Below are 22,528 nucleotides of genomic sequence, written 5' to 3' on the forward strand. Positions count from 1 at the left end.
AAAATCCTAAATTGCTCTTCTGCCTTCCGAAAGTATTAAAAATAGATTTTGCAATTTGTCAGTTCGGTCGTGATTCGTGCTTTTTCTTCGTTATCAATAGGGTTTCCGGTGAGAATCAGGGTTCTTAATTTTGATAATTCCCCTAAGTTTTGCGGTAGCTGTCGCAGATTGTTGTTTGCCAATGATAAGAAACTCAGGTTTTTCATTTTCACCATGGTTTCCGGAAGCTTTTCAATGCTGTTATGATTTAACAATAATGCTTCCAGCTTTTTGAGTTCATGAATGTCGTTAGGCAACGAACACAATTGGTTGTATTCCATCTTGAGTTCCTTCAGTTCCGGTAAAACGAACCATCCTTTTTCCAATTCATAAAACTGATTATTAGACAGGTTAAGCACTTTAAGTTTTTTGAGTTCGGAAATGCTGTTTGGCAAATAACTGAGTTGGTTGTTATCAAGTTCCAAAGACAATAAATCTTTACAATAACCGATAGTTTCAGGCAAAGCAACAATCGTATTGAGTGATAAATACAAGTACTGTAATTGTGTTAATTTGCCCATTTCATCCGGTAACAAAGAGAGTTTATTTGTCGCTAAATCCAGCTTTTTTAATTTGCTCAGCCTTTTTATGTCTTTCGAAAGATACTTCACCGAGTTCTGTCTGTACACCAATACTTCCAGCTTTTTTAACGTATAAATTTCATTGTCCAGCCCTTCCAAATTGTTCTTCATCAAATTTAGAAATTCCAAATCCTTAAGCTGCTGCAAATTATTGGGAACCACAAAAAGAAATTGATCGCGTAAATTCAGTTGGGTTGCTTTTTTATCGGAAACCAATGCTTCTTCGACGCTAAAAAAAAGTGGTTTTTCGGGATTGGCATCTTGAGCAACAGCAACACAACAGCCTAAAAACATCAGACTTGTCATTAAAAAATTTCTTCCCATCATTTAAATAATAAAAAGGCCGGCATAGTAAAACATACCGACCTTAGTTTAACTTTACACAAATTAATTATCGGTTTTCACCACTTTACAAACTTGCTTTTTATCGCCAGCCTGCACCTGAATGACAAACAATTGCTCTCCTTTGAACTCCGATAAATCCACCGTTATTTCCTGATTGATTCCGGTAGTCAGTTCGTCTTTTGCATATACTTTTCTCCCTAAAAAGTCGAACACTTCAATTTTTACGTTTTTACCGGCTTCTTCGTTAAGCGATAAGGTTACCAATCCTTTTGTCGGGTTTGGATATACACGCATTTCGTTACTCAACTCCGTAACAGGGTTTGTGGATAAATTCTGCTGCTCACCTAAAAAGTCTTTATTAGAAAACACTAAGGCTGCCGAAGCGTTAAACGTCACATTACCTCTTGTTGCGTCTTGTTGTGCCTGATTACTGCCGCTTGGGTGCTGTACGGAAAAGAAACCGTATTTGTAATCTGGTGTAAACGTAAGCCCCGTTGGTTCTGATCCCGCCGGCATAGAAGAGTGAATTAACACTTTAGGATCACTTTGCGTATGGTTTGGACGTACCACCCAAATATAATTCAGTCCTCCGTCCTGTATCACCCAAAGGTTACCGTGATTATCAAACGCCAAGTTGTCATTTCCATCAGCCCAGTTTTCAGTAACGACTCCGTTAGCGGTGGTAATCGGATAGCTTTTTCCGCCTACGAAAGTTTCAAATTCTGTAATGGTGGTTCCGTTGTCTTTGAATCGGTATACTCGGTTTTTACCTTTTGACGTGAAGTAAATTCTACCGTCAATCGGACTGATTTCGCAATCTTCAACTCCGTTAAAATTGGTTCCTCCCAAAGCTGCGGCTGCGGCTGTCAAATTGTTGCGCTCAGCTTGGGTTGTGTTTGGCACTTGTACCCAAGTTGCCGTTGCCGAACTCGGTTCATCATTTGACAATGCCAAATCCATTTTCAACACATAAACAGAACCTGAACTTAAATTGTTCGGGGTATTCGCTACGAACTTATACATACAATGAGTTCCTCCGTCTTCACCGTAATAGGCAGTTGTACCATCCGCTGAAACCACAATATTTTCATGGTTCATTCTTCCCAAGGCCCATAATTTTTCATGAGAAGCGTTTCCGTAATTCACTACAGCTGCCGTAACCGGGTTAATCTCAACCAACCAACCCACATCTTGGTACCCGTCTCCGTTTGCATCCCCGGAAGTTGTGGATTCCTCGGCAGTTATAATTGTTCCCCAAGGTGTGATTCCGCCGGAACAGTTTCTTTCCGTTTTCACTAAAGCGGAATTACTGAAATCCACTTTTCTTGAGTTATTAACCGTCCAAAGCGGGTTTACCAAATCCTGATTCAACTGAATATCCAATATGGAAACGCCCCCGGGATTGTTCTCGTGATTTATCGAAAGATGTCCTAAACTACTGGAAGTAACTCCAGCAGATGGAATATACCCTGTAAAATCATGATTTCCGGGTATTGTACCGGAACCATCCATATATGAGCCGCCTTGTTTAAACAACATTTGAAAACGATGCTCTTGCGGAATAATCATTACCGGAGTTTGTGAGGTTGGTGCGATAGATGTAAAACAAGCGATATGATCTTCTTCACACACATAATCTGCTGCTTTGTCGCGTATGTACATATCGAAACTGATATCGGAACTGGTTTGATCACGGTTGTGTATTTCTACAGCAATTCGGTTTACCCCATTTTGAAAAACCGTTTTAGGCAAATATCTTGCAAAGTATCTTTTTTCATCGGCACCATCAATAATGGCAGACGAATTCGTTAAATACGTAACCGCTCCGGCCGGCATGTTATCCCTGAACACTTCCACACCGTTTATATACACGATGGCTCCATCATCACGTCTTAAACCGAACTCAACCACATCACCAATCGCATTCAAATCTATTTGAATATCTCTTGAAAAATAATAAGTGATGTATTTATTGCTGGAACTCGGCCCGTATGATATTACTGTTGACATTGGATCCCCATATCCTAACGGAGCTGCTCCGGCCGCCCAAGCCGAATTATCAAAAGTTGTCAGATTCCAGCCGGTTGCACCCTGATCGGATCCGTTGTCCAAATAAGACCACTGAGAGCCTTTCTGCAAAGGGTACTGTGCTACCGGAAGAACTGTCGTTACCGTATTCTTCTTGACCTTTACCTTGTTTTTAGTTTCCTTTTTTTTCTCGATTGAAGGCTGTTCCTTTTCCTCGGTTTCTACGATTGGGAAAGAATGAACTCCTTCAAAATTAATTAGCGCAAAACTCCACAGGGAGAACAGGCCAAATAAAAATAGTAAGCTTTTTTTCATAACAGTTATATAGTTTATTGATTTGCAGCAAAACTATACTCTCGAAATTTCATTTGCATTAAGCCTTTTTTAAAATTAAATTAAGATAAACCTCTCGGTTTTAGCTAATCGTTATCAAATAAAGAATTCTTCTGTCACTACTTTATAGAATTGTCACTAAGTGCTTTCATAAAAGCAACAAGTTCTTTCTTTTCTTTATCGGATAAATTAAGCGGTTCTTCCGAAAGAGTTTGGTTCTGTACCGACAACCCAAGGCCTTTTCCCCCTCCACTGTTATAGAAATCAACAACTTCCTCTAAAGTCCGATAAGCCCCGTTATGAAAATACGGTGCTGTCTCCCCAACATTTCTTACCGTCGTTGTCTTAAATGATTTTTCATAGATCCAGGCTTTTTCACTTGCAATCCGATTGTGCAACCTACCTTCATCGGAATCTAAAATTTTTGCGTTTGGCGTTTCAGGCACACCTAATATCTCACTTTCATTTTCAGTGTACAACGGAGGCACCAAACCGCTGAATGTTGGCGCAAAATGACAGGTTGCACAATTGGCTTTCCCCATAAAAAGGTTGAATCCGTTTTTCACCTCTGTTGGAATACCCCTCTGTTCCCCGCGGACATATTGATCAAACGGACTGTTAAACGATTGCAGCGAAAGTACATAAGACGCCAATGCTTTAGCTACTTTTTCACGGGTGACGGCTTCTTTTTTACCGAAAACGTTTTGAAATTGTTTGCTGTAATTAGCATCATTGTTTAATTTTTTCAGAATCACTTCATACGCTGTATTGAACTCGTCTGTGCTGAAAATCACATGCTCTATTTGTTGTTCTAACGTAAAAGCCCTTAAATCGTAAAAATAACGATCGGCGTAAACCGAATTTAAAAGCGTAGGTGAATTACGCAATACCGTTTTTCCTTTGATACTGCTTAAAGATTTCGGCGCACCATCGGCAAACCTTTTTTCCGGCTGATGACAGGAAACACAGCTCATTTTTCCTTCATTACTGATTATGGGATCATAAAACAGTGTTTTTCCCAAAGCGCTAAGTTTGGTATTATCTTCTTCTTTTTTGAGCAGTGTGTAATAGTAGGGATTTAAAAAATCCGCAGAAAACAGTGACGTACTCGACGGATTCCAGGCTGTTGTCTGTTCCAAAAATTCTGAATTCATCTCACCTTGCAAATGCCCGAGTCTTTTATACAACGGGTCAATATACTGCGTAAGCAAACTGAACCGATCTAATTTTTCAAATGACGAAGCTGTTGCCAAGAAGCTTTTCGCTCCTTCAAACAGCTTGTTTACTTCCCCAACTTCCTGCTTAGAAACATTCCCATGATACTGATTAAAATATACCTGCATTCCTTCCAGGGAAGCTTTAGCATCTGGAATTGCATTTACGGAACCCGGAGTATCAAAACCGGTTATTCCCATCGAAAACAAACGAACCAATTGCAATCGCATCGCCACCAAACTGTATTTTGTATCCGGAATTTGAGTTCCTATCTTCGCATAAAGCAATGAATAACTGTTCCTCAGTTTTTTGGATAATGAGGCGATCTCATATTTTTTATCCTGCACTTCCTCGGAAAAAACAAGTTCGTCCAACACCTGCAGCCCTTCCGGTTCCACTACAAACGGATTGGAATTTTCCTTTTCAATATGCAACAACGGCGCTCCGTTAATGTGACTGTTTACATACTCCGGATGATAAAACGCCAGAAAGAACTCCGTCTTTTTATATTGCTCCCTTGTTTCCAGAAAAATTTTCTGAAGTGTTTCTTCGTTTATTTTATCCGATTTAAAATTTTCAGCCGCTTTGTCTAATGTCTCAAAAGCCCTATTCAAATTCGCTAATTGATTGACAACATATTCCTCGTTGGTGCTGTAACCTTTATGGGTAAACGAAAAGAGAACCATAAGAGATAAACAAAGCAGCATTATTATGATGCTGTTTTTCTTCATAAACATAAATCGCTTTTTGGGAAACAAAACTAGATGCACAAAGTCAAAGGGGGATTAACTTCAGATTAAGAAATGATTAAGCAACTTAAAACAGACTAAATCATTCCTCTGTGGCTATATAAAAATCAAATGCGGACAAAAAAACGTTCGGCATTGACCAACATCTGGATTAACCGTCCGGATTTACTAATTTTAGGCGAACAGACCAATCACTTAAATCAGGACATGATCGAGCTTCACGAGACTGAAATTTACTAATTTAAATTTTCGATATTTTTCTTAACCTTAAAAACACAAAAGACCAATCCTCTTTAGCCCCGGGTGCAGTGGAAATCCTTTTTGTTCTTTCTTTAAGAACAAAAAGATTGCAACGGAAAACGGGAAAACGGTTTGCAAATAAATCCCATCCCGATAGCTATCGGGACATTCGCTCCAAAATTAAAGTCGAAGTTTTCCGCAGTTAGAAGTTTTCCGCCAAACTCAATCGCAACGACCAATCGTTTTTACTCACCCCAAAATCCAGGGTCACATTGTTATTATTTTTCTTGTTCCATTTCATTCGCAATCCGGTACCCACTGCCGGATTCCATTTTGTAAATTCCTGGGTGTACAGTTTTGAAACAGAGGAAACATTCGCAAAAAAAACGGCTCCGATAAAACCATCTTTTGTGATGTCTGTTCTGTATTCACTCTCGAAATACAATAGTGCATTACTTCGGAACCTGTTTCTGGTAAATCCTCTCCCCGTTTTCCCATAACGGTCCCAACCGATACTCGGCAAATCCAGATAGTGCGGATCACCCCAAAAAGTAGACCAGTAAAAAACCCTTCCTGCCAATACTCTATGAAGTTTTTTATGCAAGGAATAATACTTTCTCAGATCAATATATATGGATTTCCAGTCCTGATTATCCAATCCTCCATTAAAATTATTCCGATAATCGACCTCTGCATAAAACCCCTGTTCCGGATTGATTACATTCAACCTTGAATCGTATAAAAATTGAAGTGCGATCCCAAACGAACTCACATCGGAGAAATCCCCGTTCATGTATTTAACGTAATCGGTTTCTCCTTCAATAAACGATTCCTCTGAAATACCTTCATAGCTATCAAATAAAACCCCAAGTCCCATCCTGAAATCCCCAGCAACTTTTCGGGTAGCAAACTGATAAAAACGCCACTGTTTGTATTCCAATCTTGATATTTCCGTTTCCGAATTATTATTCCCTAAGCCATAGGTCGGTTGCGGATAGATCATGTATCGATAATCACCCGTGAAATTATAAATGTTTCTGTTGGTATATAAATAAGTCTGAATCGGAAAAACATACTGGCCGTCTAAACTGAAATAAGGAGTAAAAACCACCTCAGACATTTTGGTATTTTTGGTATCATCACCCAGGTAAAAGGTTGTCAAAAAAGAAATTACAAACCCTCCACCGGCATCTGATCCTGCAGGGGAAGGAAACAATGAAAATGCAATTCTTTTATTTTTGAACTTGTTGATTGAGTCATTTTTTTTTAAAAAAATCTTTTTATAAATATCCCGAATGTCTTTACTGTTATATTTAATTGAATCGCTTTGCGAATATCCAATATCCGTAGAAAAAAGAAATATCGTCAGTATCGCAACAACTAATTGATTCATATTTTCTTTTTTATAACACTGTTATTACAAATTTAAGCTATTTATTGAACTGTACGTAAACACTTAACAATGCAAATCAAAATTATCTGGTTCCCACATTGCTATTAGCCTAAAGAAAACATAAACTCTCCTTGAATCACCGTTAATTGATTACTTTTGCACCCGAGACCCTTTTAGGTCGAATTATTTGAAGTAAAAAAATATACCGCGTGAATTACTTATCAGTCGAAAATATATCAAAATCCTTTGGAGAAAGAACCTTGTTTGAAAACATCTCTTTCGGTATCAATAAAGACCAGAAAATAGCTTTTATTGCCAAAAACGGTTCAGGAAAAACCTGCATCATGAAGATTATCAACGGTGAGGATGAACCGGATACGGGTCAGGTTGTCATTCGCAAGGATATTAAAATGGCGTTTTTGTCCCAGGATCATAATTTGCAGGACGAACTGACGATTGAGGAAAGTATTTTCGCTTCGGACAATGAAATCCTGAAGGTAATTGAGCAGTATGAAAAAGCATTGGAACATCCGGAAGACGAAGAAGCCTATCAAAAGGCATTCGATAATATGGACCGTCACAATGCGTGGGATTTCGAAACACAATTCAAGCAGATTTTATTCAAACTGAAACTGGAAGATTTTAAACTGAAGGTAAAAAACCTTTCGGGTGGACAGAAAAAACGTTTATCATTAGCCATTATTCTGATCAGCCGTCCAGACTTGTTGATTTTGGATGAACCTACGAATCACTTGGATTTGGAGATGATCGAATGGTTGGAAAGTTATTTTGCCAAAGAAAACATTACGTTGTTCATGGTGACGCACGACCGCTTCTTCTTGGAGCGTGTTTGTAACGAGATCATCGAACTGGACAATGGAAAACTATACCAATACAAAGGAAATTACTCCTATTATTTAGAGAAAAAAGAAGAGCGTATCGCTTCGGAAAACGCGAGCATTGATAAGGCGCAAAACCTTTTCGTAAAGGAATTGGCCTGGATGCGCCGTCAGCCGAAAGCGCGTACAACAAAATCGAAATCACGTCAGGATGATTTTTACATCATCAAGGAAAAAGCCGAAAGCCGCAGAAAAGAAAATGTGGTGGAACTGGAAATCAACATGGAACGTATGGGAAGCAAGATTATCGAGCTTCACAAAATTTCCAAGAAATTCGGCGATCATGTTATTTTGGATAATTTCAGTTTCGATTTCCAACGTGGTGCGAGAATCGGAATCATTGGTAAGAACGGAACCGGGAAATCGACTTTCCTTAATTTACTGACAGGCACTATTCCGCTTGACGGAGGAAAAGTAATAGTCGGAGATACAATCAAAATAGGTTATTACACCCAAAGTGGTATCAACCCGAAACCGGGACAACGTGTTATTGACATTATTAAAGAATACGGAGAATACATTCCGCTAGCGAAAGGACGCATTATTTCGGCTTCGCAATTGTTGGAGCGCTTCCTTTTTGATGCGAAAAAACAATACGATTACGTAGAAAAACTGAGTGGTGGTGAATTGAAACGCTTGTATTTGTGTACGGTTTTGATTCAGAATCCGAACTTTTTGATTCTTGATGAGCCAACGAACGATTTGGATATCGTGACATTGAACGTTCTGGAAAGTTTCCTTTTGGATTATCCGGGATGTTTGTTGGTAGTTTCGCACGACCGTTACTTTATGGACAAAATCGTCGATCATTTGTTTGTATTTAGAGGTCAGGGCGAGATTGAAAACTTCCCTGGAAATTACTCCGATTTCAGAGCCTATGAAGACAGTGCCGATGTAGCCCAAAAAGAAGAAAACAAAGCCGAAAAGAAAGACTGGAAACAGCAAAACAACACTACCGGTTTATCGTTTAACGAACAAAAGGAATTTCAGAAAATCGAACGCGAAATCAAAGATTTGGAATTCAAAAAGAAGGAAATAGAGCAATTGTTTTCGGACGGAAAAGTGGCCGATGCCGATATTGAGAAGAAAGCCAACGAATTGCAAAACGTTATTAAAAAAATAGAAGAAAAAGAAGAGCGTTGGTTTGAGCTTTCTGCTAAAATTGAAGGATAATTTTAAGTCGTAGTTGGCAGTCACAGTTAACAGACTAAAAACCGAGACTGACAGACAAATCATAAAACAAAAACCACAGCAAACTAAAATTCTGCTGTGGTTTTTTTATTAGAAACTTGTGTGAATTACCAAGCAATCGGCACGTAATCTTTCAAGAATTTTCCGCACCAATGTTTCCCTGTGTTAATCCCGTCAAACAAAGGATCCATAACTCGCGCTGCACCATCAACAATATCCAACGGTGGCTGAAAGTCTTCTTCTTCCTGCTTTCTTTTTGCTAATTCGGCAGGATCTTCATCGGTAACCCAACCCGTATCAACCGCATTCATAAAAATACCTTCTTTTGCCAATTCGCCTGCAGCAGTATGCGTTAACATATTCAGTGCTGCTTTGGCCATATTGGTATGCGGATGTCTGGCATCTTTATAACCATAATAAAACTTGCCTTCCATCGCGGAAACATTTATAATGTGTTTTTGTCCCGTGTTGTCTTTCTTCATAACCTCAGCAAGACGGTTACACAAAACAAAAGGTGCCACCGAATTCACCAATTGCACTTCAATCATTTCCGTCGTTTCAATTTGCCCTAATTTTAAACGCCAGCTGTTCGTTTTTCTTAAATCGACTTGCTGCAAATCGGCATCCAGCTCTCCTTCCGGAAAAACTTCATTGGCAACCAACGCATTATCGAAAGAATAAGGAATTTGAGATAATTGAGCCGAAGCCCGCAATCCAATTCCCGGTTCGGGCCCATGCCAGGTTACCGGCATATTTTGATTGGAAGAAGCACCTGCAGTCAATATTTTCAATTCCTGCAAACAATCGGTATGGTCCACTAATAAATCTTGTACCTGTTTTGGCAAAGAGGCTACAGGTCGCTCTTCGTTCTCCATTAAATGAGTATAAAACCCGGCGGGACGTCTTACTGTTTGGGCTGCGTTGTTAATCAGAATATCCAAACGTCCGTATTTTTGTTCGATAAAATTGCAGAAAATCTCTACACTGGGAATGTGTCGCAAATCCAATCCGTGAATTTTTAACCGATGTCCCCACTCCATAAAATCCGCTTCCTTAGCAAAACGAATGGCTGAATCTACAGGAAAACGAGTCGTTGCGATAACGGTTGCTCCGCCACGTAAAAGCATCAGCGTAATGTGATACCCAATTTTTAAACGGGAACCTGTTATCACTGCTATTTGTCCTTTTACATTTGCAGTCTGAAAACGTTTTGCATAATTAAAATCGCCACAATCGCCGCACATCGTATCATAAAAATGGTGCAGTTTAGTAAACGATGTTTTGCAGACATAACAATTTCTGGGCGTTTCCAATTCCAATTGTTTCTTATTGGCAAGGTCCACTGGTGCCAGTAATTTTGGAGCAATAAAAATACTCGCTTCACGGGCATGGCGTATTCCGGTTTCTTTTCGGGCTGTTTTGTCTTTATTTTCTTTTTTACGCTTTGCCACTAATTTTCCGTCCTTTTTTCTGCGGGAAAGCTCTTCGCGATCAGGTCTGGAAAATTGCCCGGCCACCTTAATTAAAGCCGTTCTTTGCGCTTTCGGAATATCAAATATTTGGTCGGTATCGGTATTTAACTGCGTTAATATCGCTATGCATTTGTCAATTTCTTCCGAAGTTATTGCATTGGTAATTTCTATTTCATCTTTCGTCTTCATAAAACAAGGTGTCGGTCCTGGCGGATCTGCCAAGGCTGCAAATATAGTTTTTTTAAAGTCGTAAAGTTTCAAAGTCGAAAGTCGTAAAGTCTTGACTTTTGACTTTCGACTTTTATCTTTGTATCTTCGCGCCTACTTTGTAAATGTCGTTATGCTATTTCAAATCAAAGCCTATCTAAATTTCCTCTGGCACTCCAAAAATCAACATGGAGTGCATTCGCCGTTTGTGTATTCTTTGGTGACCAAATGCTTTTACGACAAGAAAATAAAACCGGAATACAAAATCCTGAAAGCATACCGCAACGCATTGCTTCAAAACAAAAACACAATTGAAGTAACGGATTTCGGAGCCGGATCACGGGTTTTCAAATCGAATACCCGTCAGATTTCAAAAATCGCACAAACCGCCGGAATCACTCCGAAACGTGCCGAATTATTGTGCCGAATCGCAAATTATTTCCAACCCGATACTGTTTTGGAAATCGGAACCTCTTTGGGACTAGCAACGTCTGCCCTATCCTTAGGAAATCAGAAAGCAAAAATCATTACGCTGGAAGGTTGCCCTGAAACTTCAGGAATCGCAAAAACACAATTTCAACAATTCAAACTCGATAATATTGAATCAGTTGTAACCGAATTTGAAACGTATCTAAAAGACTTTCGACTTTCGACTTTCGACTTTCGACTGATCTATTTCGACGGGAATCATTCCAAAAAAGCCACATTAGACTATTTCGAGCTTTTACTTCCAACCATATCCAACGAAACAGTCTGGATTTTCGACGACATCCATTGGTCAGAAGACATGGAAGCCGCCTGGGAAACCATCAAAAACCATCCGAAAGTTACCGTTACCATCGACACATTCCAATGGGGTCTGGTGTTCTTCCGTTACGAACAGGAAAAAGAACATTTTATTATCCGGATCTGATACTGATCTTTTAAAAATATTAACAAATTAATAACAAATCCAAACCAGTTAACCAATTGAAATTCAGTAACTTTATGTCGCTATACCACATCTGCAGATGGTTAACAGCAATCATACTTTTTTTAGCTCCTCGCCTTATCAGCGGGGAGTTTTTATTTTTGTTGTAACATAATGCTGATTTTTTCTACTTATACGCTATCCAATCCGTTTTGAACTTTAAAACCGAAAAACAGCTAAAATGGCACAACCCATAATTGAAATAAAAGGTATTACCCGCGATTTTCCACTTGGAAACGAAATCGTTTACGTATTAAAAGGAATTGACCTGCACATCAATAAAGGCGAATATGTTGCCTTAATGGGGCCGTCCGGTTCCGGAAAATCAACATTAATGAACATCTTGGGTTGTCTGGACACGCCAACGGCCGGTTCGTATGTTTTAAACGGAAAAGACGTAAGTAAAATGGAAGACGACGAATTGGCAGAAATCCGCAATAAGGAAATCGGATTCGTATTTCAAACCTTCAACCTAATGCCCCGAACAACCGCTTTGGACAACGTGGCTTTACCCATGATTTACGCCGGACACGGCAAAGAGGATCGCAACAAACGCGCCACAACAGTACTTACCCAAGTTGGCCTTGCCGACCGTATGGACCACAAGCCCAATCAATTATCCGGAGGTCAGCGTCAGCGCGTAGCAGTCGCAAGAGCTCTGGTGAACCACCCTTCCATTATTTTGGCCGACGAACCTACCGGAAATCTGGACAGTAAAACATCAGTGGAAATCATGAACCTCTTTGACGAAATCCACGCCAACGGAAATACCGTGATTCTTGTAACCCATGAAGAAGAAATTGCAAGACACGCCCACCGCATCATCCGTTTAAAAGACGGCATTATTGAGAGCGACAATCCGAACAGGTAGCAGAAGGCAGTATTCAGTGGTCAGTAAACAGAACGCAGATTGCAGAAAAATTCTATCTAAAAAACCGTAATAACCCGAGTTCCATTTGGTTTATTTGAAGCGAATGGCTCGGGCTTTATCAGTAATCCATGTTCCCGCTTTCCGTTCCTCCCGATGAAAAATCGGGATCCACTGCAATCGGGGCTAGTCAGTTTTCGTCTTTTATTTTTGGTTACTCCTCAAAAAACTCAGTAACTTAGCAACTTTGACACTAAGCAACTCTAAAAATGAAAGTATACACCAAAACCGGCGATAAAGGAACCACCGCACTTTTCGGAGGAACACGCGTTCCAAAACACCACATCCGCATCGAAAGTTACGGAACCGTAGACGAACTGAATTCATATATCGGACTTATCCGCGATCAGGACATCAACCCACTATACAAAAACGTGTTGATTGAAATACAGGACCGTCTTTTTACTGTCGGAGCCATTTTGGCAACTCCACCGGAAAAAGAAGTGTTGAAAAATGGCCAACAACGTTTAAACATCAACCGGATTTCGGATCAGGACATCCTTTTTCTGGAAAATGAAATCGACAGCATGGATGCAGCGCTTCCGCAAATGACACATTTTGTGCTTCCCGGAGGACACACCACCGTGTCATATTGTCATATCGCCCGTTGTGTTTGTCGTCGCGCGGAACGTCTGGCTACGCATCTTAATGAATTAGAACCGACAGATGTGCAGGTTCTGACTTACCTAAACCGACTTTCTGACTACCTTTTCGTATTGGCACGGAAGTTGTCCCAAGACCTGAACGCTGACGAAGTAAAATGGATTCCCAGAAAACAGTAGGCAGTGATCAGTAAGAAGTAATCAGTTCCACATAAGCAACTGTAAACCAAATACTAAGAAACGACGTTCTTAACTTTTTTTAAAATAAAAGAAATTTTACTTGATTTTTTCAGTATAAAATTTATTTTTGCATAAAACTATAAATCAATCAAAGATGTATTGGACATTAGAATTGGCGTCTTATTTAAGCGATGCCCCGTGGCCAGCCACAAAAGATGAACTTATCGACTATGCTATCAGAACTGGAGCTCCCTTAGAAGTAGTGGAAAACTTACAGTCTATAGAAGACGAAGGTGAAATCTACGAATCAATGGAAGAGATATGGCCAGACTATCCGACCGACGAAGATTACCTTTGGAACGAGGATGAGTATTAAAAAATAAAGCACATCGAAAAAGTCTCTCACGAGGCTTTTTTTTTGTGTAAATTTGCACACTATTATTTGAATATAAACCAAACCAGATTATGAGTTTCATAAACAGCATATTAAAAGCTTTTGTGGGTGATAAATCCCAAAAAGACGTAAAAGCAATTCAACCGATTATTGCCAAAGTAAAGTCATACGAAAGTGCTTTAGCAGCCCTGTCAAATGACGAACTGAGAGCAAAAACAACCTATTTCAAGGATCAGATTAAAGCCGCACGTGCCGAAAAAGATGCTAAAATAGAAACTTTAAAACAAGAGGTTGAAGCTACAGAGGACATCGACAAAAGAGAAGATATCTATGCTGCTATCGATGCCATCGAAAAAGAAGCTTATGAAATCTCAGAAAAAGTACTGACCGATATTCTTCCGGAAGCATTCGCTGTGGTTAAGGAAACCGCGCGTCGTTTCAAGGAGAACACACAAATTACCGTAAAAGCCACTTCAAAAGACCGCGAATTATCGGCATCAAAATCTTACATCACTATCGAAGGTGATAACGCGGTTTGGGCAAACTCATGGGATGCCGCAGGAAAAGCCATCACTTGGGACATGATTCACTACGATGTACAGTTAATCGGTGGTACCGTTTTACATCAGGGTAAAATTGCCGAGATGCAAACGGGTGAAGGTAAAACATTGGTAGCAACCTTACCAATGTACTTAAATGCCTTAACCGGAAACGGAGTGCACCTGGTAACCGTGAATGATTACCTTGCTAAACGTGACAGCACGTGGAAAGCGCCTTTATTCGAATTCCACGGATTGACGGTTGACTGTATCGACAATCACCAACCAAACACGGATGCAAGACGTAAAGCATACGAAGCCGATATCACTTACGGAACGAATAACGAATTCGGTTTCGATTACCTAAGAGATAACATGGCGCATACGCCGGGCGAATTGGTACAGAGAAAACACAACTACGCAATCGTCGATGAGGTGGATTCCGTATTGATTGACGACGCTCGTACACCGTTGATTATTTCAGGTCCGGTGCCGCAGGGAGACCGCCACGAATTCAACGAATTAAAACCGAAAATTGAAAACCTATACAACCTTCAGCGTCAATTGTCGAATGGTTTCCTTACCGAAGCAAAACGATTACTGAAAGAAGGAAATACAAAAGACGGTGGTTTCCAATTGTTGAGAGCACACCGTGCTTTGCCTAAAAACAAGGCATTAATCAAATTCTTATCGGAAGAAGGTGTAAAACAGATTCTTCAGAAAACAGAAAACGAATACATGCAGGACAACAACCGCAAAATGCCGATTGTTGACGAAGCGTTGTATTTCGTAATCGAAGAAAAAAACAATCAGGTTGAATTAACGGACAACGGAATCAAATTCCTTTCACAGGATACTTCCGAAGATTTCTTCATCCTTCCGGATATCGGTACCGAAATCGCCAATATCGAAAAACAAAAACTTTCAAAAGAAGCCGAAGCTGAAGTTAAAGAACAATTGTTCCAGGATTTCGGAGTGAAAAGCGAGCGTATTCATACGTTAACTCAGCTTTTAAAAGCCTATACGTTATTCGAAAAAGATACGGAATACGTTATCATGGACAACAAAATCCTTATCGTTGACGAGCAAACGGGTCGTATCATGGACGGTCGTCGTTACTCAGACGGTTTACACCAGGCGATTGAGGCGAAAGAGAACGTAAAAATTGAAGCGGCTACCCAAACCTTCGCCACCGTTACATTACAGAACTACTTCCGTATGTACAGCAAATTGGCAGGTATGACAGGTACTGCAGTTACGGAAGCAGGTGAATTCTGGGAAATTTACAAATTAGACGTGGTGGAAATTCCGACCAACAGAGGAATTGCCCGTAAAGATAAAGAAGATTTAATCTACCGTACGGTTCGTGAGAAATTCAACGCCGTAGCAGAAGATGTTCAGGAAATTGCGGCCTCAGGAAGACCGGTATTGATTGGTACAACTTCGGTGGAGATTTCCGAATTATTAAGCCGAATGCTGAAAATGCGTGGTGTTCAACACAACGTATTGAATGCGAAATTACACAAACAGGAAGCACAGATTGTTGCCGAAGCGGGTAATGCAGGAGTAGTAACCATCGCAACGAACATGGCTGGTCGTGGTACCGATATCAAATTATCGCCGGAAGTAAAAGCGGCAGGTGGTTTAGCGATTATCGGAACAGAGCGTCACGATTCGCGTCGTGTAGACCGTCAGTTACGTGGTCGTGCGGGACGTCAGGGAGATCCGGGAAGTTCACAATTCTATGTATCTTTGGAAGATAACCTAATGCGTTTGTTCGGTTCGGAACGAGTAGCGAAAATCATGGACCGAATGGGAATCAAAGAAGGCGAAGTAATTCAGCACTCGATGATGACCAAATCGATTGAAAGAGCTCAGAAAAAAGTGGAAGAAAACAACTTCGGTACGCGTAAACGTTTATTGGAATACGATGACGTAATGAACGCGCAACGTGAAGTGGTGTACAAACGTCGTCGTCATGCCTTACACGGAGAGCGTCTAAAAGTGGATTTAGCAAACATGATGTATGATTTGGCGGAATTGGTTGTAGAAAACAATAAAGTTGCCAAAGATTTCAAAAATTTCGAATTCGAATTGATCCGTTACTTCGCTATCGAATCTCCGGTTTCAGAAAGTGATTTCCACAAACTTTCGGATATGGAATTGGCCGGTAAAGTATACAAAGCTGCCTTACATCATTATGATGAAAAACAGGAGCGTAACGCAAAAGAAGCGTATGCTGTAATTAAAAATGTATATGAAAACAATAACGGTCAGTTTGAGCGCATCGTGGTTCCGTTTACAGACGGCATCAAAACGCTTAATGTTGTAACCGATTTAGAAAAAGCATATTTATCGACAGGAAAAACGCTTTTGACTGATTTCGAAAAGAACATCACCTTGGCAATTGTTGATGAAGCATGGAAAAAACACTTACGCAAAATGGACGAGTTGAAACAATCGGTTCAGTTAGCTGTTCACGAACAAAAAGACCCGTTACTGATTTACAAATTCGAAGCGTTTAACCTGTTCAAAAACATGTTGGACGGTATTAATAAAGAAGTGATTTCATTCCTTTTCAAAGGTGATTTACCTTCACAAAACCCGAATAACATTCAGGAAGCACACGAAGTACCGGTTCAGGAAGATTATACGATTTCAAAAGAAGAAGTATTAAACATTGATGAAATGGCCGCCAGACAACACGAGGCAGGACATATGCAACAAGAACAACATCATCATCATGTAACTGAAACGATTGTACGCGACCAACCTAAAATCAACCGTAACGACAACGTAACGATTAAACACGTTATGAGCGGTAAAACAGAAACCATGAAGTACAAAAAAGCAGAACCAATGCTGGCTTCAGGAGAATGGATTGTTGTGAATGAATAAACAGGATAAATCATCCGATATAAATAAATTAATCCCCAATTACAGTTGTAGTTGGGGATTTTTTATATTTTTATACAAATTAACATCGTATGAAGCTCAAAATCACCTTTATAACATTACTCGTTACCGTGGGCATTTCCGCGCAATCGATGGATGATTTAAAGCGTGATTCCAAAATGCTTTATGAAGCCACTTACAATATGGCGTTCGATACCATGCTTGATTTCACCTATCCGCTGGTATTTAAATTTGTGGAGAGAGCCGACATGTACGGAGCCCTTGACAGTTCTTTTCAGAACGAGACCTACAGTATTCGTTATTTGTACACCACTCCTCATTTTTCCTATTCCGACATCAATGCATTTGACAACGGTTTATATTGTGTTGTAAGTTATGAGAATTCCATTCGCATGACCTATAACCAACCCTTAAACAATGAAGCTACCCAAAAACGAATCATGGAAACACTTCAGAAATCCTTCCCCGGTTCCATCATTCGATTTGAAAAAGAGCGCAACGCCTTTAACATCATAAAAACCGATAAACTCGTGGCCATTTATGATGACTTTACCGAAGGAGAATGGAAATTCATAAGTTACGATCCGAAATACAAAGAATTACTCGATGCTGTTATTACCGAAAAAGTAAGAAAGCAGTTGGGCTTATAAATTTTGTCTGCATTAATAGTGTTTCCCATTAAAAAAAATCCGAAATAAGATTAAAATACAAATCCCCAACCACTTCGTAATTGAGGACTTTTGTATATAATATTCAAACACTTTTTTTATTTATCAACCTCAGCATTCATTCCGAACCGGACAATTTTGTAAGACACCTTTTCTTCATCACCTCCCTGACTCCACGCTACCAATGCTTCCTTTTCATTCAAAATTTTTACCACCGGAAAAGTCGCCGTGCTTTCAACAGATGTTAAGAATTTTGTATCTGAAATTTTCCCGTCATTGGTCCTGTGTTGCAACCCGATTCTGTTAAAATAAGTTCCGTCAACCTCTGTCGTCTCGTCCCAAACAATTAAAATCCCTCCTGTACCTAAAGTCGTAATTTGCGGATGCTTGGCCGATGGATTGTCACTGACACTAACCCGTTGGGAAAAGTTACGGCCATTATCGGGGGAATTTGCATAAAACACACCTGCTCCTCCACCCATGGTAAACCAGGCAAAGTGCAATCCTGTTTCGTTTTGTGTCATGGTCGGTCCGGTATGGGGACAGCCGTTTATTTTCCAGTCATCAGCACTGATACGCTTCGGAGCGGAAAAGGTTTTACCGTTATCCGATGAATAACAAAGAACCATATCACGGATTTCTTCATCGATAATATCCCTGTAGGCCGCATAAATAATACCATTCTTCCCAACATATAAATCGGTACGGCAACACTGGCAGGTAGTTTCCCCGACAGGTTTTTCATTCTGAAAACCATTTTTCCCGTTGGTTTGGGCATAATACAATGTAGAGCCGTCCAAGTCTGTTTTACTTCGATTGTCGAGCCAGATGATTGCCACTTCTCCATTTGGCAGTAAATCAATATCAAAATAACGCTGATCGATTCCGTCTGCATCTTTTACCAATTTCGTGGCAGGTGACCAACTTTTTCCCCCATCAAACGATTGGGAATACTGAATCAGTCCGCCGTATTTTTTCTTTGGTGTCGGATTATCAATGCCCCATACCGCAATGATTTCCCCATTGGGTTTGAAAACCATCTTCGGCATATTCTCCCCGTGGAGTTCCACCCCTTTGCTGGACGGAATTTCAACAGGCAGATCAAACTTATTCCTTTCAGTATCGAAAACCGAAAAATTAAGAACAGCGTCTTTACCTTTGATTTCCTTACCGAAACTCATCACAATCCGTCCCTGAGTATCAGAAGTTAAAAACGGACAGGTGGTTGTAACTCCCTTTTCAAGAGAAATGAATTCCGCATCGGTTTGCACTATCTGGGAATTAACGTTTTGCAATGAAAACAATGTCATCACAAAAACAAAAAAAAGATTATTTTTCATTTGTTTTCTTATTAAGTTGCAGACGATACTGTAGACCAAAAACAAAAGTACGCGGTGCCGCAGCCGTGTAACTTGGTGTCGCTGTAGCTGTATTACCGCGGGTTACATTGTAAGCATACAATTTATCGGTAAAATTCATAACATTCATATATAATTCCAAACCTTTGAATTGGTAACCGATACGTCCGTTAAACACGTTGTAACCCTCATATTTCACGGTATTGATCTGATCCTGATACCAACTGGAAACCATTTGCCATTCTACTCCCGCTCTTAAATTTGGCAGCCATTTCGGATAATAAGTCACCTCCGAATTCGCTACCCAATTAGGGGCCGACGGCATTTCGTAACCATCAAGGTTCTGAACCGGATCGGTTGGATTGTCAGACACTTTAAAATCAACAAACTCATGTTTGGCATATGTGCCACCCAATCTGATTTTGAATTGATCGCTCGGCCAATAATTCACAGCCATCTCGACACCTTTATGCGATGTTTCTCCTGCCGAACGGTAATCGGTTGAATTATCAGGCTGGCGAACATTCAGCAATTCGTTTTTCCCTTCCATATAATAAAAAGAATACTCAACCGCTACTTTTTTCTGAAAGAAACTGAACCAGCCTCCCGCTTCATAATTATCAAATTCCGCAGGTTCTAAATTATAGTAAAATTCCGCAGGAACTCCTGTACTTCCCCCAGTTCCCGATTTGGTCCTGAAAATGGATGTCAGTCCCGGAGGCGCAAATCCTTGTGAATAATTCCCATAAAATCCAGCAAACGACCACGGATTGTAATTAACCCCTCCCTTAAACGTGAATTGGTCGTATACTTTGCTTCCGGTGGATTGGTCAATATTGTTGTTATAATCGAAACTCATATTATCGTAACGTGCACCGACAGTAAAAATCAAATTGTGAACGGGTCTTAAATTCAACTGCGCAAAACCGGCCGTATTGTAAATCTTAGCATTATAATCCACTAACTTGATATCCGGACGTTCGGCTATAATTTCATAACTGCTCACGGTTTGTCCGCCCGGATTTAAATTGGCTTTCAGATCTACCTGATACGCATTGTAATCCACAGGGGAATTATCAAACAAACCTCCCACAACAAAAGAACCGTTCAAAAAATCAAACTTCTGATTGTGTTGCGCCAATACACCATAACTTTTAAAATTATTGGAATTGATTTCTCCTCTGGCAGTAGTTTGCCCCTGCGTCCATTTAATTCCATAGGACGGATTTTGTCCTAATTTATTATCTCTTGTGAAAACCGTAAAAGAGGATTGTGCATTACTGTTCCAATCCTTTTCAAAGGCTATTTTGCTACGTAAAGCATCTGATTTTCTATAGGTGAAATCGGTGCTGCTTTTATAAGTTCTGTTGTAAAAATCGGCTTCATTCACGCTGCCGCTCATATCCGAATAATATTCGCCGTAAAATAAAGTCCCAATCAATCGCGTACTGCTGTTGATATTGTAATCGATCCTTGCGTTGATGTTATCTTTGTTGTAATCGGAGAAAGTCATCCAGGAATCACGTTGGGCACTTGACAGACCCGCAACATGAAATCCGACTTTACCGAAAGTTGCTCCTGCAGCGGCCTGAAACCGTTTATACCCCCATTGATCTGCCTGAATGCCGAATTTCATTTCCGGTTGCAGGGAAGGTTTCAACGAAATTAAATTCACCGCGCCACCCACCGCTTCGGGGCCATAAAGCGAGGAAACCGGCCCTCTGACCACCTCTATGTTCTGTAAATTGAACTGATTGATCTCTAAAAGTGCATTGTGGTTGAAAACGCCCATCGGACGAATCGACAATCCGTCTTCCAGATATAAATAATAAGGATTGGTGGTCATCGGCTGTCGAATAGCCATCGAATGTTGTTCATTTCCAAGGTTAACCATTAAAACACCGGGCACCTTATTCATGATTTCATAAACCGCAGTGGCTTTGGTTTCGCTTATTGTTTTTTGTGATACTTTCGAAATCGCAACTGGGACTTCTCTTTTCAGTGCGGCACCTCTGTTGGCTGTAATTACAACCACTTCAAGCTGTTTTGTACTGACTGAATCTTTATCTACCGGATTTTGACCGTACAGCATTTGTCCTAAAACCAATACGGCAAAGAATATTTTTTTCATTTTTCTGTATAATTATTGCATAGTGTATCCCATCGGTTTGAACCCGCGGAAACAGTTTCCCGGCTAAACAACGGAATTAAAAAGGTTTAATGATTATCAGACTGTCTGGCCAAATACGCCTTGAGGTTAACTATTTCCGAAACAGATATTAACTTGCAAACCTGTTTCTAAAAAGACAGACCAAACGCAGATAAGCATTAAAACGTAAAACAATAATTAAACAGTTGGAGGATGAAAAACAGCAATAGTGTTTTCGTAAAAATACAAATCGGAGTAGTTCGTTTTGATTTTCTTCTGAATCGGGAAATTCAGATTTGCGATTTCAAATGAAACTGATTTTTCTAAAAAAAGGATTTCGAATTCAGCATGAGAAGTTTTTTTGTCTTGTGAAACCGGATTATCGCTTTCAGACACTTTTGCCAGTTCCTTCACCAAATGACACTTTCCGTTACATTTCATTTCAGGTTTGGCTTTATTCTCACAAAGTTCTTTTACAATGTAATCGTAATTGAAAACGTATTCCAAAACCGGAAGTATCGGTTTCATGACGAATAGGAATACGACGATTACAATTGCTCTTTTCATGGGGTAAAGATAATTCATAATTCTTTCCTGAAAACTGATTTTTATCAGATTTGGTAAAATCACGTAATCCGTATTTAAAAAGATCCAAAAAACATTTTCATCGGTAACAAAAAAACTACTTTTGCAGTACAATCACATGGAAATATTCATTTCAGAAATTAAAAATGGAAAATAACATAACTTTCAACACATTCTTTAATGCTGTGAGAAACAGTATTCATGACGGCACTTTTGCAAAACTCACCTTAACCAAAACGATTGGCCAACCGGAACTGCAAAACATTTACGTGCGAACCGCTGTGGAAGACGGTGTTTTGAAATTATCGGTGACACATAAAATCTATAACGAAGGTTTACAGGAAATCGAAAAAATCGTAGAATTAGACACCATGGAAGCCGAGTTGGTGCCGTACATCAATAATCCGTTTATGTGGGTATTGTTGTTTACCACCGAAGCGGATATCACCATGAAATTAAACAAAAAACGCATTGCCAACATTACGGAGCAACCGCCTACTTTTAAAAATCCGGATGCTGTTTTAGCGGAATTTAGAGGTAACTAAAA

Annotated in this window: 17 protein-coding genes; 9 read left to right on the forward strand and 8 right to left on the reverse strand. The window is 39.9% G+C overall.

Going from position 1 to position 22,528, the window contains the following annotated elements; translation table 11 throughout:
• Positions 1-35: 35 nt before the first annotated feature.
• The 3 genes from FLJC2902T_RS13390 to FLJC2902T_RS13400 all read right to left on the reverse strand — a co-directional run bounded on the left by FLJC2902T_RS13390 (position 36) and on the right by FLJC2902T_RS13400 (position 5,272).
• On the reverse strand, positions 36-944 hold the full coding sequence (locus FLJC2902T_RS13390; RefSeq protein WP_023580343.1) for a leucine-rich repeat domain-containing protein: 909 nt from the start codon (positions 942-944) through the stop codon (positions 36-38).
• A 63-nt stretch (positions 945-1,007) separates the two neighbouring features.
• Entirely contained in the window at positions 1,008-3,308 is a 2,301-nt protein-coding gene (locus FLJC2902T_RS13395) for an alkaline phosphatase PhoX (protein ID WP_023580344.1), read from the reverse strand.
• Positions 3,309-3,445: 137 nt separating this feature from the next.
• Complete coding sequence (locus FLJC2902T_RS13400) at positions 3,446-5,272, reverse strand: cytochrome-c peroxidase (RefSeq protein WP_035678874.1); 1,827 nt, start codon at positions 5,270-5,272, stop codon at positions 3,446-3,448.
• A 129-nt stretch (positions 5,273-5,401) separates the two neighbouring features.
• Here FLJC2902T_RS13400 and FLJC2902T_RS16580 point away from each other — a divergent pair, with 129 nt between their 5' ends.
• Positions 5,402-5,530, forward strand: a complete 129-nt coding sequence (locus FLJC2902T_RS16580) for a hypothetical protein (protein ID WP_023580346.1) — start codon at positions 5,402-5,404, stop codon at positions 5,528-5,530.
• Positions 5,531-5,732: 202 nt separating this feature from the next.
• Here FLJC2902T_RS16580 and FLJC2902T_RS13405 read toward each other — a convergent pair whose 3' ends face one another.
• Positions 5,733-6,923: a BamA/TamA family outer membrane protein gene (locus FLJC2902T_RS13405; protein WP_023580347.1), complete on the reverse strand. Its 1,191-nt coding sequence runs from the start codon at positions 6,921-6,923 to the stop codon at positions 5,733-5,735.
• Between the two features lie 209 nt (positions 6,924-7,132).
• Here FLJC2902T_RS13405 and FLJC2902T_RS13410 point away from each other — a divergent pair, with 209 nt between their 5' ends.
• Positions 7,133-8,995, forward strand: a complete 1,863-nt coding sequence (locus FLJC2902T_RS13410; RefSeq protein WP_035678779.1) for an ABC-F family ATP-binding cassette domain-containing protein — start codon at positions 7,133-7,135, stop codon at positions 8,993-8,995.
• A gap of 125 nt (positions 8,996-9,120) precedes the next feature.
• Here the strand turns inward: FLJC2902T_RS13410 and FLJC2902T_RS13415 are convergent, their stop codons facing one another.
• A complete protein-coding gene (locus FLJC2902T_RS13415; protein ID WP_035678880.1) occupies positions 9,121-10,674 on the reverse strand; it encodes an SDR family oxidoreductase in 1,554 nt (517 codons plus the stop codon).
• Positions 10,675-10,825: 151 nt separating this feature from the next.
• Here FLJC2902T_RS13415 and FLJC2902T_RS13420 point away from each other — a divergent pair, with 151 nt between their 5' ends.
• The 6 genes from FLJC2902T_RS13420 (at position 10,826) to FLJC2902T_RS13445 (ending at position 17,871) form a co-directional block, all read left to right on the forward strand.
• Positions 10,826-11,605: an O-methyltransferase gene (locus FLJC2902T_RS13420; RefSeq protein ID WP_035678782.1), complete on the forward strand. Its 780-nt coding sequence runs from the start codon at positions 10,826-10,828 to the stop codon at positions 11,603-11,605.
• Between the two features lie 238 nt (positions 11,606-11,843).
• Complete coding sequence (locus tag FLJC2902T_RS13425; RefSeq protein WP_023580351.1) at positions 11,844-12,533, forward strand: ABC transporter ATP-binding protein; 690 nt, start codon at positions 11,844-11,846, stop codon at positions 12,531-12,533.
• Between the two features lie 266 nt (positions 12,534-12,799).
• Positions 12,800-13,372: a cob(I)yrinic acid a,c-diamide adenosyltransferase gene (locus FLJC2902T_RS13430; protein WP_023580352.1), complete on the forward strand. Its 573-nt coding sequence runs from the start codon at positions 12,800-12,802 to the stop codon at positions 13,370-13,372.
• Positions 13,373-13,526: 154 nt separating this feature from the next.
• Entirely contained in the window at positions 13,527-13,748 is a 222-nt protein-coding gene (locus tag FLJC2902T_RS13435; RefSeq protein ID WP_002986941.1) for a DUF2795 domain-containing protein, read from the forward strand.
• A gap of 89 nt (positions 13,749-13,837) precedes the next feature.
• A complete protein-coding gene (gene secA, locus FLJC2902T_RS13440) occupies positions 13,838-17,203 on the forward strand; it encodes a preprotein translocase subunit SecA (RefSeq protein ID WP_023580353.1) in 3,366 nt (1,121 codons plus the stop codon).
• Positions 17,204-17,292: 89 nt separating this feature from the next.
• The gene (locus tag FLJC2902T_RS13445) at positions 17,293-17,871 is read left to right on the forward strand and encodes a hypothetical protein (protein WP_023580354.1); all 579 of its coding nucleotides are present in this window, start codon (positions 17,293-17,295) and stop codon (positions 17,869-17,871) included.
• Positions 17,872-17,987: 116 nt separating this feature from the next.
• Here the strand turns inward: FLJC2902T_RS13445 and FLJC2902T_RS13450 are convergent, their stop codons facing one another.
• The 3 genes from FLJC2902T_RS13450 to FLJC2902T_RS13460 form a co-directional block, all read right to left on the reverse strand.
• Entirely contained in the window at positions 17,988-19,229 is a 1,242-nt protein-coding gene (locus FLJC2902T_RS13450; RefSeq protein ID WP_035678785.1) for a sialidase family protein, read from the reverse strand.
• The gene (locus tag FLJC2902T_RS13455; RefSeq protein ID WP_023580355.1) at positions 19,219-21,378 is read right to left on the reverse strand and encodes a TonB-dependent receptor; all 2,160 of its coding nucleotides are present in this window, start codon (positions 21,376-21,378) and stop codon (positions 19,219-19,221) included. The genes FLJC2902T_RS13450 and FLJC2902T_RS13455 overlap by 11 nt, the downstream gene beginning before the upstream one ends.
• Before the next feature lie 216 nt (positions 21,379-21,594).
• The gene (locus FLJC2902T_RS13460) at positions 21,595-21,963 is read right to left on the reverse strand and encodes a hypothetical protein (protein WP_035678883.1); all 369 of its coding nucleotides are present in this window, start codon (positions 21,961-21,963) and stop codon (positions 21,595-21,597) included.
• A 164-nt stretch (positions 21,964-22,127) separates the two neighbouring features.
• Here FLJC2902T_RS13460 and FLJC2902T_RS13465 point away from each other — a divergent pair, with 164 nt between their 5' ends.
• Positions 22,128-22,526: a hypothetical protein gene (locus FLJC2902T_RS13465; RefSeq protein ID WP_023580357.1), complete on the forward strand. Its 399-nt coding sequence runs from the start codon at positions 22,128-22,130 to the stop codon at positions 22,524-22,526.
• Positions 22,527-22,528 lie beyond the last annotated feature (2 nt).

The sequence above is a fragment of the Flavobacterium limnosediminis JC2902 genome (assembly GCF_000498535.1).
In the GTDB taxonomy this organism is placed as follows: Bacteria; Bacteroidota; Bacteroidia; order Flavobacteriales; family Flavobacteriaceae; genus Flavobacterium; species Flavobacterium limnosediminis.